The organism is Paracoccus sp. MC1854, assembly GCF_014164635.1.
Classification (GTDB): domain Bacteria; phylum Pseudomonadota; class Alphaproteobacteria; order Rhodobacterales; family Rhodobacteraceae; genus Paracoccus.
This window is the reverse complement of record NZ_JACJFU010000014.1, coordinates 1-17,471: the sequence shown is the minus strand read 5'-3', so window position 1 is coordinate 17,471 and position 17,471 is coordinate 1. Positions and strand designations below refer to the sequence as shown.

Annotated in this window: 11 protein-coding genes; 7 read left to right on the top strand and 4 right to left on the bottom strand. The window is 67.3% G+C overall.

The features are described 5' to 3' along the window. Window positions 1–87 precede the first annotated feature (87 nt). The 4 genes from H5395_RS11755 (at window position 88) to wecB (ending at window position 7,105) form a co-directional block, all read left to right on the top strand. Window positions 88–1,464 (top strand): aminotransferase, encoded by a 1,377-nt coding sequence (locus H5395_RS11755; protein WP_182792813.1) that lies wholly within the window; start codon window positions 88–90, stop codon window positions 1,462–1,464. A 90-nt stretch (window positions 1,465–1,554) separates the two neighbouring features. Continuing rightward, window positions 1,555–5,061: a glycosyltransferase gene (locus H5395_RS19485; protein ID WP_182792773.1), complete on the top strand. Its 3,507-nt coding sequence runs from the start codon at window positions 1,555–1,557 to the stop codon at window positions 5,059–5,061. A gap of 17 nt (window positions 5,062–5,078) precedes the next feature. Beyond that, on the top strand, window positions 5,079–6,008 hold the full coding sequence (locus tag H5395_RS11745) for a hypothetical protein (RefSeq protein WP_182792772.1): 930 nt from the start codon (window positions 5,079–5,081) through the stop codon (window positions 6,006–6,008). Further along, entirely contained in the window at window positions 6,005–7,105 is a 1,101-nt protein-coding gene (wecB, locus tag H5395_RS11740) for a non-hydrolyzing UDP-N-acetylglucosamine 2-epimerase (RefSeq protein ID WP_182792771.1), read from the top strand. The genes H5395_RS11745 and wecB overlap by 4 nt, the downstream gene beginning before the upstream one ends. Before the next feature lie 405 nt (window positions 7,106–7,510). Here wecB and H5395_RS11735 read toward each other — a convergent pair whose 3' ends face one another. Beyond that, window positions 7,511–9,670, bottom strand: a complete 2,160-nt coding sequence (locus H5395_RS11735) for a ComEC/Rec2 family competence protein (protein WP_182792770.1) — start codon at window positions 9,668–9,670, stop codon at window positions 7,511–7,513. A 179-nt stretch (window positions 9,671–9,849) separates the two neighbouring features. Between H5395_RS11735 and gltX the strand changes: the two genes are divergently transcribed. Then, the gene (gene gltX, locus H5395_RS11730) at window positions 9,850–11,241 is read left to right on the top strand and encodes a glutamate--tRNA ligase (protein WP_182792769.1); all 1,392 of its coding nucleotides are present in this window, start codon (window positions 9,850–9,852) and stop codon (window positions 11,239–11,241) included. A gap of 52 nt (window positions 11,242–11,293) precedes the next feature. Continuing rightward, entirely contained in the window at window positions 11,294–12,586 is a 1,293-nt protein-coding gene (gltA, locus tag H5395_RS11725; RefSeq protein ID WP_182792768.1) for a citrate synthase, read from the top strand. 260 nt (window positions 12,587–12,846) lie between these two features. Here gltA and zapA read toward each other — a convergent pair whose 3' ends face one another. Together zapA and H5395_RS11715 are read right to left on the bottom strand one after the other, a co-directional pair. Then, window positions 12,847–13,209 carry a cell division protein ZapA gene (gene zapA, locus H5395_RS11720; RefSeq protein WP_182792767.1) on the bottom strand — a complete coding sequence of 121 codons (363 nt, stop codon included), beginning with the start codon at window positions 13,207–13,209 and terminating at the stop codon, window positions 12,847–12,849. Then, a complete protein-coding gene (locus H5395_RS11715) occupies window positions 13,209–13,913 on the bottom strand; it encodes a hypothetical protein (protein WP_182792766.1) in 705 nt (234 codons plus the stop codon). Before H5395_RS11715 ends, zapA begins: the two co-directional genes overlap by 1 nt. Before the next feature lie 228 nt (window positions 13,914–14,141). Between H5395_RS11715 and ileS the strand changes: the two genes are divergently transcribed. Further along, on the top strand, window positions 14,142–17,066 hold the full coding sequence (gene ileS / locus H5395_RS11710) for an isoleucine--tRNA ligase (RefSeq protein WP_182792765.1): 2,925 nt from the start codon (window positions 14,142–14,144) through the stop codon (window positions 17,064–17,066). 211 nt (window positions 17,067–17,277) lie between these two features. Here ileS and H5395_RS11705 read toward each other — a convergent pair. Next, on the bottom strand, window positions 17,278–17,471 hold a 194-nt coding region (locus tag H5395_RS11705), incomplete at its 5' end, for a transposase (RefSeq protein WP_182791347.1).

The window sequence follows — 17,471 nt, the reverse complement described above, 5'->3', positions numbered from 1 at the left end:
CTGCCACCCTGTCCTCTCGTGACGAAGGCTTTGTTGAACCCGCCAGCCCGCCCGGGTAGCCTTGCGCCAACCGCATTGGAGGCGATCATGGACGACAAGAGCTGGGCCGCGCGGGCCGAAACCGTTTCGATGTATGGCTTCACCGACCTGCCCAGCGTCGAAAGCCGGGGCACCATCGTCCTGACCCATGGCGAAGGGCCTTATGTCTTCGACACCCAGGGCCGGAAGTGGCTCGATTCGAACTCGGGGCTGTGGAACATGGTCGCGGGCTTCGACCATCCGGGAATGATCGAGGCCGCCAAGGCGCAATACGACCGCTTTCCCGGCTATCATGCCTTCTTCGGGCGGATGTCGGACCAGACGGTGATGCTGTCGGAAAAGCTGGTCGAGGTCTCTCCGTTCCGGCGCGGCAAGGTGTTCTACACCAACTCGGGGTCCGAGGCGAACGACACCATGGTCAAGATGCTGTGGTTTCTGCACAGGGCCGAAGGGAACCCGCAGCGCCGCAAGATCCTGACGCGCTGGAACGCCTATCACGGCGTCACGGTCGTCTCGGCCAGCATGACCGGCAAGCCCTATAACGAGGTCTTCGGCCTGCCGCTGGACGGATTCATCCACCTGACCTGCCCGCATTTCTGGCGCGAGGGGAAGGCCGGCGAATCCGAGGCCGAGTTCGTGGCCCGCCTCGCCCGCGAGCTTGAGCACACCATCCAGCGCGAGGGTGCGGACACCATCGCGGGCTTCTTCGCAGAACCCGTGCAGGGCGCGGGCGGGGTGATCCCGCCGGCCAAGGGGTATTTCCAGGCGGTCCAGCCGATCCTGAAAAAACACGGCATCCCGCTGATCGCCGACGAGGTCATCACCGGCTTCGGCCGCACTGGCAACACTTGGGGCTGCCAGACCTACGACTTCATGCCCGACGCGATCATCAGTTCCAAGAACCTCACTGCCGGGTTCTTCCCGATGGGCGCCGTGATCCTCGGCCCCGAACTCAGCGACCGGCTTGATGCCGCCATCGCCCCGATCGAGGAGTTCCCCCATGGCTTCACCGCATCCGGCCACCCGGTCGGTTGCGCCATCGCGCTGAAGGCCATCGACGTGGTGATGAACGAGGGGCTGGCGCAGAATGTCATCGACAAGGCCCCCCGGATGGAGGCGGGCCTGCGCGACATCATGCAGCGCCACCAGAACATCGGCGAGTTGCGCGGCGTCGGCTTCATGTGGGCGCTGGAGGCCGTGAAGAACGCCGAAACGAAGGAGCCGTTCCCCCCGCATCTGTCGGTCAGCGAGCGCATCGCCAACACCTGCACCGACATGGGCCTGATCTGCCGCCCTCTGGGGCAGTCCATCGTCCTCTGCCCGCCCTTCATCCTGACCGACGCGCAGATGGACGAGATGTTCGACAAGCTGGACGGCGCGCTCGGCCGCGTCTTCGACGGGTTGCGGGCCGAGGGGCACGCCTGACCGATCCGCGCAGGGTGGCCCCATCCGCGCGTTGACCCCGGTGGATGCGCCCGATAGGTCACGACCCGTTGATCCAGACAGGAATGCGCAGTGCCTTCTTCCCCGACCGTGCTGCTGATTGCCGGAATGCACCGCAGCGGGACCTCGTTCCTGGGGGAAAGCTGCGGCGCGCTGGGATTTGCGCTGCCGCGCGATGCGGGTGGCCCGGCCGACGACAACCCGCGCGGGCATTTCGAGCCGCAGGCCGTTGTCGCGCTGAACGAGGCCATCCTGTCGGATCAGGGCGCGCTGTGGTTCCGTGTCGGGCCGCTGGACCTTCCTGCGCCGGATGATGCGATCCTGGGCCGGATAGACAGGGCGGTAGCGGCCAGCTTCGGCAAGGCCGACCGCATCATGGTCAAGGACCCGCGTTTGTCGCTGACGCTGCCCCTCTGGCGGGCGTGGCTGGATGCGCGGGGCGGGCGCGGGGCGGTGCTGATCGCCCTGCGCGATCCGCGCGATGTGGCCCGGTCGATCAACCGCCGCAACGGATTCGCCGCCGATGCAGCGATGCTGTCCTGGATCAATCACACGCTCTCTGCGGTTGCCGGGTCCGAGGGGTTGCCGCGGCAGATCGTGCTGTTCCCCGACTGGGCGCAGGACCCCTCCCCCGTCCTTGCCCGTATCGCGGGTCTGTTTGACGAGGACGCGCCAGGCGGGGCGCAGTCGCGTGTTGCGGGAACCTTTCTGCCCGAGGCTGTCCACGGGCGGGACGACATCACGGCCAACGCCGGCCTGATCGAAAACCTTGCGCTTGAACTCTTCGACGCCCTCGCCGCAGCCGCAAGGCGCGGCGAGGTTCCGGCAGCGGCAGGGCTTGCCCCCTTCGCCCGGCGGTTCCATGCGCTGTCCGCCCCGGCCCGCGCGGTCGAGCAGGCGAATGCCGCCGCTTTGCGGGACGGTCATCTGGCCGCCGCCACCCTGCGCCGCGATCTGGCCGCCCAGCAGGACCGCCTTCGCCAGACCGAGGCGCAGCGCGACGAAAGCGTGGCAATCCTGACCGAGCAGTTGCAATCGACCGAGGCCCAGCGCGACGAAAGCCTCGCCGCCATGGCCGACCAGCTTGCCCGGACCGAGGCCCAGCGAGACGAGGCGACCGCCAGCCTCACCGCCCGCTTGCGCGCCACCGAGGCGCAGCGGGATGAGGCCGTTGCCACCTTCACGGCCCGGCTTCGGGCCACCGAGGCGCAGCGGGACGAGGGCATGGCCGCCCTTGCCGCCGAGCGGCGCGCAAGCGAGGCGCATCGCGTGGCTGCAACAGCGGCCGCCGCTGCGGCGGGCGATCTTGAACGGCTTGTCGCCGCGACCGAGGCGCAGCGCGACGAGATGACCGAGATCGCCGAGGCGCGCTGGGCCACCATCGAGCATCTGCAGGATCATGCAGCCCAGCTTGAGGCCCGGCTTGAGGCGACGGGGCAGGCGCTCGCCTCGGCCACGGCATGGCTTGAACGGGAACGCCAGACCATCCTGAAGCCGATCTACCGCCGGCTTTATCGCAGCGGTGGCCGGACCCTGCGCCGGGTGCTGCCCGGCGCCGCCGTCGAGCGCGTCAAGCGCGGCCTGCCGGTGCCGGGCGGCATCCCGCGGGCGCTGGCCTTTCCGCCGCTGTCGGCATCCAGCGCCGCAGGCTACGGGACCGTTCCCGCGCGGACAGGCGACAAGCCCGACATCTTCGTGCTGTCGATCATCAACTGGGATTTCCGCACCCAGCGGCCGCAGCATCTTTCCACCCGGATGGCGGCCGAAGGCCACCGCGTCTTCTTCATCGAGATGGAGCAGAACCTGCGCGAAGGCAGCGTGCGCGAGGTCGCGCCGATGGTCCATGTGGTCCGGCTGCCCGGCCGGGGAATGCGCGGGCTGCAATCCTATACCGGGGTGCCGACCGGGGCGCAGGCGCGTGCCTGGGTCGAACATTTCCACGCGCTGGCCGATGCGGTGGGCGCCTCGCCCGTTAGCCATGTGGTGATCGAGCATCCCTTCTGGTGGAACCTCGCCCGCCACCTGTCGCCGGAATACCAGATCACCTTCGACTGCATGGACGACATCGGCGGCTTTTCTAACACCGAACCCCATGTGCTGGAGGCCGAGCTGGAGATGATCGCGCGGGCCGACAAGATGATCGTCAGCTCGCAATATCTTCATGACAAGTTCGCCCCGATGCGCGAGGTGGCGATGGTCCGCAACGGCGCCGACGTGAGCCACTTCATCCGCGAGGGCGACGACCCCGCCCCCGCCTGGCTTGCCGGCAGGCTCAGGCCCGGCGCGATCCGCGTGGGCTATGTGGGGGCGATCGCCGAATGGTTCGACACCGACCTGCTGGAAGCCGTCGCCCGCGACAATCCGAGCTTCGACATCCATCTTTGCGGCGCGGTCACGGCCGAGCCTCCGCTGCGGCTGGGCCGGTTGCGGAATGTCACGCTGCACGGGGAAATCCCCTATGCCGACGTGCCGGCCTTTCACGGCCAGATGGACGTGCTGATCATTCCCTTCCAGTTGCTGCCGATCATCAAGGCCTGCGACCCGGTCAAGTTCTACGAATATTCCGCGGTCATGCGGCCGACCGTCTCGACCTCGCTGCCCGAACTCGACCGCGCGGGCGATCTGGTGTTCCGCGCCGACGATCCGGCGGGCTTCGCCGCGGCCATCCGCCGCGCGGCGCCGCTGGCACGGGACGCGGTGTTCGGCCAGCGGCTGCGGCAATATGCCCTGGACAACGCCTGGTCCTTCCGCGCCGCCGACCTGCTGGCCGAGATGCGGCGCGAGCCGAAGCTGTCCGTGATCGTGCTGCATTACGGCACGGACACCGACATGACGCTGGCCACGCTGCACGCGCTGCTGGGGCGGGGCGAGGTCTATCCAAACCTCGAAGTCGTGCTGGTGGACAACGGCTCGCCCCCCCAGGTGCGAGAGGTGCTGCGCGACCGCGCGGGCCAGGACGACCGTATCCTGCTGGTCGAGAACGGCGAAAACCTCGGCTTCGCCCGGGGCAACAACCGGGGCATCGCCGCGTCCAGCGGGGAATATGTCCTGCTGCTGAACAACGACACCTTCCTTGCGCCGGGCGCGCTTCTGGCGATGGTCCGTCACCTGCAGCGCAATCCCGTCATCGGCATCGTCGGCCCGATGACCAACAACATCGGCAACGAGGCGCGGGTCGAGGTCGCCTATGCCGACATGGACCAGATGATCCGCGCCGCTCGCGTTCTTGCGACCGGGCACCGGGGGGCATGGACGCCCCTGCACGTCTGCGCCTATTTCTGCGCCATGTTCCGCCGCGCCGACCTCGACCGGCTGGGGCATCTGCCCGAGGTCTACGGCCTCGGCATGTTCGAGGACGACGACCACTGCGCCACCTTCCGCAAGGCCGGGCTGCAGATGGCGCTGGCCGAGGACGCCTTCTGCCACCACCACCTGTCGGCCAGCTTCGACGCGCTGCCATCGGGCGAAAAGCAGCAGTTGTTCCAGCGCAACAGAGACATCTTCGAAAGCCGCTGGGGCACATGGATGCCGCACCGTTATCGGCAGGGCCGCCCCTCGGGCAGCCTGCCCGGCCGCTGATCGCCCGGAAGTTCCCGATGCGGACCGTCATCCTTCATTACCATATCTACAAGAACGCGGGGACGTCCTTCGATCACGTTCTCACCCACAACTTCGGCGACCGGCACGAGTTGTTTGACGGTCCCTATCCCTTCTTCACCATCGACCAGGACCAGTTGGACCGGATCATCATGCGCCGTCCGCAGGCGGTGGCGTTCTCCTCGCACCAGATCCTGCTGCCGCCGCCCAGTTCGATTGGCTACCGCGCGCTGGCCGCGATCTTCCTGCGCAACCCCTTTCTGCGGATCGCCTCGATCTACCGCTTCAAGCGCGGGCCGGAACGCGCTGACGGAACGCCGCTGGGCTCGCTCGTGCCCGAGGAGCTTGAGGCCGAACTGACCCGGCAGGCCGCCGAGGCCCAACGCACCGTGAACCCCGGCCTGCCCGAAGGAACGCTGCCCCTGCCAGAGCCGCTGCCCGCGCCCGATTTCGACAAGACGACGACGGCGATGGCCGCGCGCCGGCACGACCTTGCGGGCTGGATCGAGCATTGCCTGAACTCGCCGGCAGAGGTCGTCCATGTCTCGAATGCGCAGACCCGCTTCTTCGCCTCGCCCTACCGGACGCGGCCCGTCCTCAAGCGCACGGCAGAGGGGATCACCTATGATCTGGGAACCGCGCTGAGGACCCTTGCCGGGATCGAGCTGCTGGGCCGGACCGAGCAGTTCGAGGCCGACGTCACCCGTTTCGGCGACATCCTGGCCGGCCACGGGCTGACGCTGTCCTTGCCCGACGACACGCGCCACAACGTCACCGATGCCGCGCCCGACAGCACGGCCGAGCGGGTCGAGGCGATGCTGTCCGCGCTGCCCCCTGCCCTGCGCGACCGGCTGATCCGCGCCAACTGGCAGGACGCCGCCCTTTACGACCGCGCCTGCGCGCTGATCGCAGCGGACCACCGGATATGAGGAAGAAGATTCTCTGCACCGTCGGCACCCGCCCCGAGGCGATCAAGATGGCGCCGGTGATCCGGGCATTGCAGGCTGATCCCTCCTTTGAATGCCGGGTGCTTGCGACGGCGCAGCACCGGCAGATGCTGGACCAGGTGCTCGACCTGTTCGAGATCACGCCCGATATCGACCTGGACATCATGGAACCCGGCCAGACCCTCGGCGGCCTGACCGGGCGGCTGCTGATCCGGCTGGAGGAGGTGCTGGCGGCCGAACAGCCGGACGCGGTGCTGGCGCAGGGGGACACGACCACCGTTCTGGCGACGGCGCTGTCATCCTTTTACGCGCAGGTGCCTTTCGGCCATGTCGAGGCGGGGCTGCGGACCGGCGACATCGCCAACCCCTTTCCCGAGGAACTGAACCGCGTCGTGGCAAGCCGCCTGAGCCGCTGGCACTTTGCCCCGACCCGGCTTTCCGCCGACCGCCTGCTGGCCGAGGGCTATCCCGCGGCCGACATCCATGTGACCGGCAACACGGTCATCGACGCGCTGCACCATGTGGCCGCGACCAAACCCCATATCGGCCTTGCCCTCGACCCCGGCAAGCGCCTGCTGCTGGTGACGCTGCACCGGCGCGAGAACTTCGGCGAGCCGCTGGGCCGCATCTGCGACGCGCTTGCGCGGCTGGTCGAGGACAATCCCGACGTCCAGATGGTTCTGCCGGTTCACCACAACCCGAATGTGCGCGGGGTCGTGCATGAACGCTTCGGCGCGATGGACCGCGTCCTTCTGTGCGAGCCGCTGGACTATGCCTCGTTTGTCGCCGCGATGAGCCGGGCGACGCTGATCCTGTCGGATTCGGGCGGCGTGCAGGAAGAGGCGCCGGCCTTGGGCAAGCCGGTCCTGGTGCTGCGCGAGACGACCGAGCGCCCCGAGGCGGTCAGCGCCGGGACGACGCGGCTTGTCGGCACCGAGTCCGAGCCGATCCGCGCGGCGGCCCAAACCCTGCTGGACGATCCCGCAGCCTGCGCGGCCATGGCTTCCCGCGGATCGCCCTACGGCGACGGCAAGGCCGCTAGCCGAATCGTCGAGGTCCTGCGCCGCGATCTTTGTTGACGGCAGAGGATTGCTTCGGAGGAACAGCGTTCTAGGCAACCTCATCCACTTGCGCCGCGCGGATCTTCGACATGGATGCGCTTGGCCGTGACGGTTCCGGCGAGGGCACATCCTCCAATCGAAGCCACGCATATGGAACAGGTCGCGGCCAGGATCATGGAGCCGGGCCGGGCAGCGCGGGAATATGCGACGCACGACCGCAGGCCCGAGGTTCGACGGAAGGAGGGAAGGGCGTTCTGGATTCTGCTTCTCGCGGCCAACCCCGAGCAGCTTGATTCCATTCCTCGGCTCACCGTTGGCTCATCACGCTTCAAGCCGATAACAGCCTTTCGGGGAGTACAATCGTGCCTACCTTGCTGGAGGCAAAGCCATATCTCGCTATGGAAACGCCGCAGCAGCGCGGCGTCAGTCAGACAGCCTTGGGGCCGCAGAGGGCATCCACTGCCTTCGCACGGCCCGCGAGGTCCAGAGCCGCCGTCCGTTCGCGGATGCGTCGCTGATCCACTGCATCTGCCCGTCTTGCAGAAAGCCCGCCGTGGCGCCGCCGAGCGACAGGCGCGACTGATCGAACAGTTCGCAGCCGCCACTCAGGCCATCCAGCGCAGGGGCGGCAAGGATGACGATCGTGCCGCTGGTACAAGCGTCGGCTGCCCGCCCGGCCGCGCCCTTGCCGGTGAGGTGAACGACGTCCCGACCGGCGAGGCTCGCGCGGCGCGCGCCCTGCTCGCCATGCCATCCCGGTCGGGCGGCGGCGTCCTCGGCACTGGCGAGATCGCCGTCGGCGCGCAGCCAGCTGTCCGCCACGAAGGCCCCGGCCGGCTTGGACAGCGACCGTCCTGCCGGGGTCATCAACCCGACCGCCGTCCCATCCGACGCTATCAGAAGATGGGGGCGCCCGGTCGCATGCCAGAGCGCCGCGCTGCCCAGCACCATCAGCCCTGCGAGGAAAAGGGTGATCCGGGAAAGCCGGCCGCGCGTTCCATGCAGGGCAAGCAGGCCGACCGTCACCCCCGTTCCGCCAAAGGGCAGCGCCGCCCAGTGGGGCGCGCGGACCGTCAGCACCGCGCCGCCCCAGCCGGTCACCTGCTCGGCCACGAACAGCATCCAGCGCGTCCCAAGCCCCATCAGCCATAAGGCTGGCTCGGCCAGACCGACAGGGGCCAGCAGCGCCGCGAGCGCGCCCGCGGGCATGACCACCGCCCCCATGACCGGGACCACCAGCAGATTCGCGACCAGGCCGTATTGCGCCGAGCGGTTGAAATGCGCCGCCGCGATGGGCGAGGTCGCCAGCCCCGCGATCAGCGACGAGATCACCAGCATAGCCACGCCCCGGACGATCCAAGGCAGCGCCTGCGCCCGCCGCGACCAGGCGGGAAACAGCAGGATCAGCGCGGCGGTGGCGGCAAAGCTCATCTGGAAGCCCGAGGTCACCAGCGCCTCGGGCGCCAGCGGCAGGATCACCAGCCCCGCAAGCGCCACCGTCCTCAGCGAGATCGCGCGGCGGTCCAGCAGAACCGCCGACAGCATCACCGCCACCATCAGCCAGGCCCGCTCGGTCGCCACGCCGCCGCCCGAGATCCATAGATAGGCCGTGGCCACCACAAGGGCCACAAGCGCCGCGATCTTGTGGACCGCGATCCCCGCAGGCACCCCGCCGCCACGGGACTGCAGCGCGGCAAGCGCCAGCCGCAGCGCCGCATAAACGAACCCCACCAGCATCGACATGTGCAGGCCCGAGATCGAGACGATGTGATAAAGATTCGAATCACGCATCATCTGGTTCGTGGCCTCGGCGATGCCGGAACGGTCTCCTGTCATCAGGGCCGCCGCGACCGCGCCTTCCTGCCCGCCGATGGACTGCTGCATGGCCTGCGAAAGCCGCAACCGGACGGCCGTCGCGTCGATCCGCCGGGCGGGTGCCGGCTCGACGGTCAGGATCGGCGTGCGGGTGTAGCCGACCGCGCCCAGCCTCTCGAAAAAGGCGGCGCGGCGGAAATCGAAGCCGTTAGGCTCGGCCGGACCGGGCGGCGGACCCAGGTGGCCCGTCAGCATGACACGGCTGCCCGGCGCAGGAAGCGCTAGTTCGCCCATCAGGGACAGCCGCACCTGATGGGGCGTTCGTCCGGGGGCTGTGTCGCGCAGCACCACCCGGTCCAGCGTCACCCGCATCCGGTCGCGGGCCGAGCGGTCGATTTCCACCACGCGGCCCTCGATGGGACCATAATAGCGGTAATCCATCACCGGTGCTGCCACGAGATGCAGGCGCAGCCCCGCCGCAAGAAAGCCTGTGAGCACCAGCGCCATGCCCATGGCGCCGAGCCGTAGCAGGTCGGCGCGGTTCCAGTCGAGCCGGCCCGCGACCGCACGACCCCGCGCGATGCGCGCGGCCCAGAGAGCGCCTGCCATTCCCGCCGCGGCAAAGGCGTAATGCGCCAAACCCGGCTCGAACCGCAGCAGGAACCAGCCGCCGATCCCCAGGGCAACCAGCACTGGCGCCCAGATCAGCAGCCCGGCGCGCGTCACCCGTTCGGCCGTCGGCAATGCGCGCGAACTTCCGCGAGTCATCAGGAACGTCCGAAGCACCCGCAACCTTGCGCGGAAGCGCCCACCGGAAGGTTCCGCCGCCTCGACCGCCGTCAATCTTGTTCTTCCCCGTTCCTGTCCGTATCCCTTCCGCGATCCTATCCCTCCGGTCCTTTCCGAAAGGTTAAGGCCCGCCCGAAGACCGAAAAGCAGGACCCGCCATGCCCTCATCCCCCGTTGTCACGCGCTTTGCGCCCTCGCCCACGGGCTATCTGCACATCGGCGGCGCGCGCACGGCGCTGTTCAACTGGCTTTACGCCCGCGGCCGCGGCGGCAGGTTCCTTTTGCGGATCGAGGATACCGACCGCGCCCGTTCCACCCCCGAGGCGACCGAGGCAATCCTTGAGGGGCTGACATGGCTGGGCCTCGACTGGGACGGCGAGCCCGTCAGCCAGTTCGCCCGCGCCGACCGCCATGCCGAGGTGGCGCGGCAGATGATGGCGGCGGGCACCGCCTATCCCTGCTACACCACGCCCGCCGAGATCGAGGCATGGCGTGCCGGGAACCCGAACCAGCCCTTTGTCAGCCCTTGGCGCGATGCGGACCCTGCGACCCGGCCCGACGCGCCCTTTGCGATCCGCCTGCGGGCACCGCGCGAGGGCGAAACGGTGATCCATGACGCGGTGCAGGGGGACGTGACCTTCCGCAACGACCAGCTGGACGACATGGTGCTGCTGCGGTCGGACGGGACGCCGACCTACATGCACGCGGTGGTGGTGGACGACCACGACATGGAGGTGACGCATATCATCCGTGGTGACGACCACCTGACCAACGCCGCGCGGCAGGCGCAGGTCTATGCGGCGAACGGCTGGGACCTGCCGGTCTTCGCCCATATCCCGCTGATCCACGGCACCGACGGCAAGAAGCTGTCCAAGCGTCACGGCGCCGTGGGCCTGCACGAATATGCGGCCTTGGGCTATCCGGCGGCGGCGATGCGCAACTACCTCGCCCGTCTGGGGTGGAGCCATGGCGATGCCGAGCTGTTCGACGACGCGCAGGCGCTGGAGTGGTTCGACCTCGGCGGGATCGGCAAGGCGCCGGCGCGGCTGGACTTCAAGAAGCTGGAGCATGTCTCGGGCCACCATATCGCCGCCATGACGGACGAGGCGCTGCTGCAGGAACTGGCCGACTTTCTGAAGGCCACGGACCAGCCTGCCCTGACGTCTGTGCAATTGCAGCGCATGACGCCTACGCTGGCCGCGCTGAAGCAGAAGGCCCGCACCCTGCCGCAACTGCTGGACCAGGCAAGGTTCGCGCTGATCGAGCGGCCGGTCGAGGCGGACGAAAAGGCGAAAAATGCGCTTGATACGGTGTCCAAAGGTATACTCGAAGATTTGACCGCTGCGCTGCAGAATGCTAACTGGGCGCGAGATGATCTGGAGGCGGCGGCGCAGCGGATTGCCGAGGCGCGGGGCGTGGTTCTGGGAAAGGTCGCGGCGCCCGTTCGGGCCGCTCTGGCCGGCCGGACCGCCACCCCCAGCGTATTCGACATGATGCTGGCCTTGGGCCGCGATGAAACGATTTCCCGTCTGGCGGACGCCACGGCGTGAAAGAACCCGACCTTACCGGCCCGGAATGGGTCAATGGCAAAAGGATTGTGCGATGGCCGACGCGAAGACTGCCCGGATCACGCTGAACGACAAGGATGTGGAACTGCCCATCCTGACCCCGACCGTGGGGCCGGAATGCGTGGACATCCGCAAGCTCTATGCCCAGGGCGATGTGTTCACCTTCGACCCCGGCTTTACCTCGACCGCCGCCTGCGAAAGCGCGATCACCTATATCGACGGCGACAAGGGAGAGCTGTGGTACCGCGGCTATCCCATCGAGCAATTGGCCGAGCACAGCCACTACCTTGAGGTCTGCTACCTGCTGCTGAACGGCGAACTGCCCACCCGCGAAAAGATGGAGTGGTTCGAGAACATCATCACGCGCCACACCATGGTGCATGAGCAGATGCACTATTTCTTCCGCGGCTTCCGCCGCGACAGCCACCCGATGGCGACCATGGTGGGCGTCGTCGGGGCGATGTCGGCCTTTTACCATGATTCGACCGACATCAACGATCGCAAGCAGCGCGAGATCGCCTCGCACCGGCTGATTGCCAAGCTGCCGACGATCGCGGCGATGGCCTACAAGTATTCCATCGGTCAGCCCTTTGTTTATCCGAAGAACGAACTGGATTACGCTTCGAACTTCCTGCACATGTGCTTTTCGGTCCCGGCCGAGGAATACAGGCCCGATCCGGCACTGTCCCGGGCGATGGACCGCATCTTCACCCTGCACGCGGATCATGAGCAGAACGCCTCGACCTCGACCGTGCGGCTGGCAGGTTCCTCGGGCGCGAACCCCTTTGCCTGCATCGCGGCGGGCATCGCCTGCCTGTGGGGCCCCGCGCATGGCGGCGCCAACCAGGCTGCGCTGGAAATGCTGCAGGAAATCGGCAGCGTGGACCGCATCCCCGAATACATCCGCCGGTCCAAGGACAAGGACGATCCCTTCCGCCTGATGGGCTTCGGCCACCGCGTTTACAAGAACTTCGACCCGCGCGCGAAGATCATGAAGCAGTCGGCGGACGAGGTTCTGGGCATCCTCGGGATCGAGAACAACCCGACGCTGCAGGTCGCCAAGGAACTGGAACGGATCGCACTGGAAGACGATTATTTCGTTTCCAAGAAGCTTTATCCGAATGTCGATTTCTATTCCGGCATCATCCTGTCGGCGATGGGTTTCCCCACCTCGATGTTCACGCCGATCTTCGCCTTGTCCCGCACGGTCGGCTGGATTAGCCAGTGGAAGGAAATGCTGGGCGACCCGGACAGCAAGATCGGCCGCCCGCGCCAACTTTACGTGGGCGAGGACCGGCGAGACTACGTCGCCGTGGACGCGCGCTGAATCTGCGAAAGACGAAGGAGGCCGCCGTGGCCTCCTTTTTCATCGGAATGCGCCGATGATCGGTCTGTCAGCCTGTGGATCTGGCGAAAGTTGATCCTCTGGCTGGACCTGTGTGCAGGACAAATCTCAACACAAGTGGCGGGCAGCGACGGCCTTCGGCTGCCCTTTCCAGACAGCTTGCAACGCCATGTCCCATTTCCCCACCTGTCAGACGAGGCGACCCGATTCCTGCGGCACGCGGTCCCTCAGGGCGCTGGCAGTCAGCGGGTCAGACTTTCCTCGGCCTTGTCGGCCAGCGCCTCGGCGCGGGCGGCGAGTTCGGCCAGCGCCTCGCCGATCTGCGGCGGGATCACCGGCACCTCGACCCGCGGCGGGTTCGACTTCAGCCGCGCCAACTCGCGTTCGACATTGACCAGCCGATCCTCAAGCCCCGAGGTCCGGTCGGCCAGCATCAGCCCCGCCAACAGCAACAGGCGCGGTTCCGGCATCCGCCCCGCCTGTTCCAGGATGGTGCGGGCCTCGGTGTCCAGCATGGCGGCCGCGCGCTTCAGCAGCCGCTCCTCGCCTTCCTGAGCGGAAAGTTCGTATTTCCTGTGGCCGATGGTGAACTCGACGATGGGCATCAGCGGCTTTCCTTTTCAACAGACCCGTTGCCGCTCTCGCCGGCCGGGATGTCCTCGGGCAGTTCGGCATGGGCGGCAGGCTCGTCCTCGGGCAGAGGGTCCTCGTCGCGAAGGACGCCGGGTTCCGGGATCGCCATAGGACGGTCCTGCGGCTGAGTGCTGGCGGCATCAGCTTCCGGTTTCTGCACGGCATCGGCAGGGTTCCGGCCGTCCGTCGCGTGACTGCGCGGCGCGGTAGTCACGCCCAGCATTCGGTCCAGCGCGTCAAGGATTTCGCCCATCTGCGCGATCTCGGCCGCGCGAGCGGCACGCAGCGCATCCACCTCGGCCTGCAGAGCGGCAAAAGTCGCGACCTCGCCGTTTTCGGCCCAGGACTCCGGTCCGCCGCCGGTCGCCTCTATCAGTGCCCGGTTGGCCTGCGCGAGATCCTCGTTGGCCGCCGCAAGCCGCGCGGCCTCTCCGCCCATGACGGCCATGCGCTCATGCGCCTCGGACAGGCGCGCCTGCACGGCTGCGAGCATCGCCGCCTGACGCTCGCGCAGCGAGGCGACTTCGGCGGAAATCTCGGCATCGGCCGTTGCCGGGGGCCGGGGCGGGGGTGCCGCGATCGCCTCGGCCATCCAGCGGCCCGCCTGCTCGACAGCGTTGTCCAGGCGGTCCAGGGCGGCGATCAGCCGACGTTCGGCGGCGGAAAGGACTTTCATCAAAGAGCCTCAATCTGGTTGGCCCTTTGTGACAAAGCCCGCCCGCCAAGACAAGGACGGCCGAACCAAAGGCGGCGCGCCGCCGCTTGTCCCCGCCCGGCACCGTTCCTATAACGCGCCCCATGCTTTCAGCGGCGTGGATATCCCGAATTAGCGACCCGGCGGCGTGAGGTTTCGCGCCGCCGGGATGACGCTTGCCCGACCGCCCTGCCCCAAGGATTTCCGCCCATGAGCGCCGACCAGACACCCGACTACCGTAACACCGTCTTCCTTCCCGAAACCGATTTTCCCATGCGCGCGGGGTTGCCCCAGCGCGAGCCCGAGTGGCTGGCACGCTGGGAACGGCTGGGGGTCTACGACCGGCTTCGGGCGCAAGCCGAAGATCGCCAGCCCTTCGTGCTGCACGACGGCCCTCCTTACGCCAACGGGCACCTGCATATCGGCCACGCGCTGAACAAGGTTCTCAAGGACTTCATCGTCCGCAGCCAGCAGATGATGGGGCGCGATGCGCGCTATGTCCCCGGTTGGGACTGCCACGGGTTGCCGATCGAATGGAAGATCGAGGAGGAATATCGCAAGGCGGGCCGCGACAAGGACGCCGTGGACATCGTCGAGTTCCGCCAGGAATGCCGGCACTTCGCGGAAGGTTGGGTGGACATCCAGCGCGAGGAGTTCAAGCGCCTCGGCATCACCGGCAAGTGGGACGACCCCTACCTGACCATGGACTATCACGCCGAGGCGGTGATCGCGGGCGAGTTCATGAAGCTCTTGATGAACGGCTCGCTGTATCAGGGCTCGAAGCCCGTGATGTGGTCGCCGGTCGAACAGACCGCGCTGGCCGAGGCCGAGGTCGAATACCACGATCACACCAGCCACCAGGTCTGGGTGGCCTTCCCGGTCGCGTCGCAGCGCGACTTCGCGCCGCTGGACGGCTGCATGAGAACGGACCTGCTGGACGCCTCGGTGGTGATCTGGACGACGACGCCTTGGACCATCCCGCAGAACCGTGCCGTCGCCTTCGGGCCTGACATCGCCTACGGGCTTTATCAGGTCGGCGGAGAGAAGCCGGGCACCTACCTGCTGGCCGACAGGCTCGCGCCCGAGGTCTTCAAGGCAGCGAAGCTGGAAGCCGAGAACTGGCAGCGCCTGCGCGACGTGCCGGCCAAGGAACTGGCCTCGCTGGTGCTCGCCCACCCCTACCGCGGGATCGAGGGTGGCGCGGGCGAGTGGGACCATGACGTGCCCTTGCTGCCCGGAGACCACGTCACCGAGGACGCGGGCACCGGCTTTGTCCACACCGCGCCCAGCCACGGCGAGGACGACTATCAGATGGGCCTGAAACATGGCCTGCCGATGACCTACAACGTGATGCCCGACGGCAGCTATCGCGCCGACCTGCCGGTCTTCGGCGGTCAGGCGATCCTGACGCCCGAGGGCAAGGAAGGCCCGGCCAATGTCGGAAACATCAAGGCGCTGGCGGCGCAGGGGGCGCTGTTCGCCAAGGGCAAGCTGAAGCACTCCTATCCCCATTCCTGGCGGTCCAAGGCGCCGGTGATCTACCGCAACACGCCGCAGTGGTTCGCGGCCATCGACAAGCCGCTGGCCGATGGCATGGGCGAGCATGGCGACACGATCCGCGCCCGGGCGCTGGAATCGATCGACCGGCTGGTGAAGTGGACGCCGCCCTCGGGGCGCAACCGCATCTTCTCGATGGTCGAGAACCGCCCCGACTGGGTGCTGTCTCGCCAGCGCGCCTGGGGCGTGCCGCTGACGTGCTTCACAAAGCGCGGCGCCAAGCCCGACGATGCGAACTTCCTGCTGCGGAACGAGACAGTAAACGCCCGTATCCTCGAAGCCTTCGAGAAGGACGGCGCAGATGTATGGTATCGGGAAGATTTCAAGGATCGCGTCCTGTCCGGCATCGTGAATCCTGACGACTACGAGCAGGTCACGGATGTGCTGGACGTGTGGTTCGACTCGGGCTCGACCCACGCCTTCGTGCTGCGCGACCGCGAGGATGGCTCGCCTGATGGCATCGCCGACCTTTACCTTGAAGGCACCGACCAGCATCGTGGCTGGTTCCAGTCCTCGCTGCTGCAGGCCTGCGCGACCAAGGGGCGCGCACCTTATCGGGGCGTGCTGACCCACGGCTTCACGCTCGACGAAAAGGGCATGAAGATGTCCAAGTCGCTGGGCAACACCGTCGCCCCGCAAGAGGTAATCTCGCAATACGGCGCCGACATCCTGCGCCTGTGGGTGGCGCAGTCGGACTATACCGCCGACCTGCGGATCGGAAAGGAGATCCTCAAGGGCACCGCCGATGCCTATCGCCGGCTGCGCAACACCATGCGCTTCATGCTGGGCGCACTGGCGGGCTTTTCGGATGCCGAGCGGATCGCGCCCGCCGAGATGCCGGAACTGGAACGCTGGGTCCTGCACCGTCTGGCCGAACTCGATGCCCGCGTGCGCGAGGGCTACACGGCCTACGACTTCCAAGGCGTGTTCCGGGCGCTTTTCGACTTTGCCACCGTTGACCTGTCGGCCTTCTGGTTCGACATCCGCAAAGACGCGCTTTACTGCGACGCGCCCGACAGCCCCCGCCGCCGCGCCGTCCGCACGGTCATGGACGCGCTGTTCCACCGCCTGACGCTGTGGCTGGCGCCGATGCTGCCCTTCACGACCGAGGACATCTGGCTCTCGCGCTTCCCGTCCGAAGAGGACAGCGTCCACCTGCACGAATTTCCCAAAACGCCCGCCGACTGGCGCAACGAGACGTTGGCCGCCAAGTGGGACGCCATCCGCCGTGCCCGCCGCGTGGTAACGGCCGCGCTGGAACTGAAAAGGGCCGACAAGACCATCGGCGCAAGCCTTGAGGCGGCGCCCGTGGTCCATGTCGAGGATGCCGCGTTGCTGAAATCCCTCCGCTCTGTCGATTTTGCAGATGTCTGCATCACCAGCGCCATCCAGTTGACCCCCGACCCCGCCCCGGCCGAGGCCTTCCGCCTGCCCGAAGTCCCCGGCATCGGCGTCGTCTTCGAGCAGGCCGAGGGAGAGAAATGCCAGCGCTGCTGGAAGATCCTGCCCGACGTGGGCAGCCACGACCACCCCGCCACCTGCACCCGCTGCGACGAGGTGCTGGACGCGGCTGTGTGACGTGTCAGCCGCATGGTGCCGGGCAAACCAGGCATCATGCGGCGCAGGCTGAAAAAGGATCGATCATATCACGCGCTGATCCGGCCTGATGTTGCGGCCCTCACCTTCCCTTGACGATCCGCAGGATTTTTTCCTTGAACCGTCAGAAAATCACGGAGGTTCCGTCCAAACCGGTAATCTGTGCTGCACCTCGGAATGGCACTAAGAGCATCTAACAAAACCTTCTGATCTGGTTGAGGCAGATGAGGGCGCAGCCGAGGATTACGAAGGCCTCGTGAATGTCGGCGCGTCGCTCATAGCGGATAGTCAGACGGCGGAAGCGGTTGAGCCAGGCAAGCGTTCGTTCGACGACCCAGCGGTGGCAGCCCAACCTCTCGCTGCTGTCCACTGTCCGCCGAGCAATGC

What these genes read in the sequence shown, in the direction of transcription:
- wecB (WP_182792771.1), top strand. Translation starts at nt 6,005, where the DNA reads ATGAGGAAGAAGATTCTCTGCACCGTCGGCACCCGCCCCGAGGCGATC.
- gltX (WP_182792769.1), top strand. Translation starts at nt 9,850, where the DNA reads ATGCCCTCATCCCCCGTTGTCACGCGCTTTGCGCCCTCGCCCACGGGC.
- ileS (WP_182792765.1), top strand. Translation starts at nt 14,142, where the DNA reads ATGAGCGCCGACCAGACACCCGACTACCGTAACACCGTCTTCCTTCCC.
- H5395_RS11755 (WP_182792813.1), top strand. Translation starts at nt 88, where the DNA reads ATGGACGACAAGAGCTGGGCCGCGCGGGCCGAAACCGTTTCGATGTAT.
- H5395_RS11745 (WP_182792772.1), top strand. Translation starts at nt 5,079, where the DNA reads ATGCGGACCGTCATCCTTCATTACCATATCTACAAGAACGCGGGGACG.
- H5395_RS11735 (WP_182792770.1), bottom strand. Translation starts at nt 9,670, where the DNA reads ATGACTCGCGGAAGTTCGCGCGCATTGCCGACGGCCGAACGGGTGACG.
- gltA (WP_182792768.1), top strand. Translation starts at nt 11,294, where the DNA reads ATGGCCGACGCGAAGACTGCCCGGATCACGCTGAACGACAAGGATGTG.
- H5395_RS11715 (WP_182792766.1), bottom strand. Translation starts at nt 13,913, where the DNA reads ATGAAAGTCCTTTCCGCCGCCGAACGTCGGCTGATCGCCGCCCTGGAC.
- zapA (WP_182792767.1), bottom strand. Translation starts at nt 13,209, where the DNA reads ATGCCCATCGTCGAGTTCACCATCGGCCACAGGAAATACGAACTTTCC.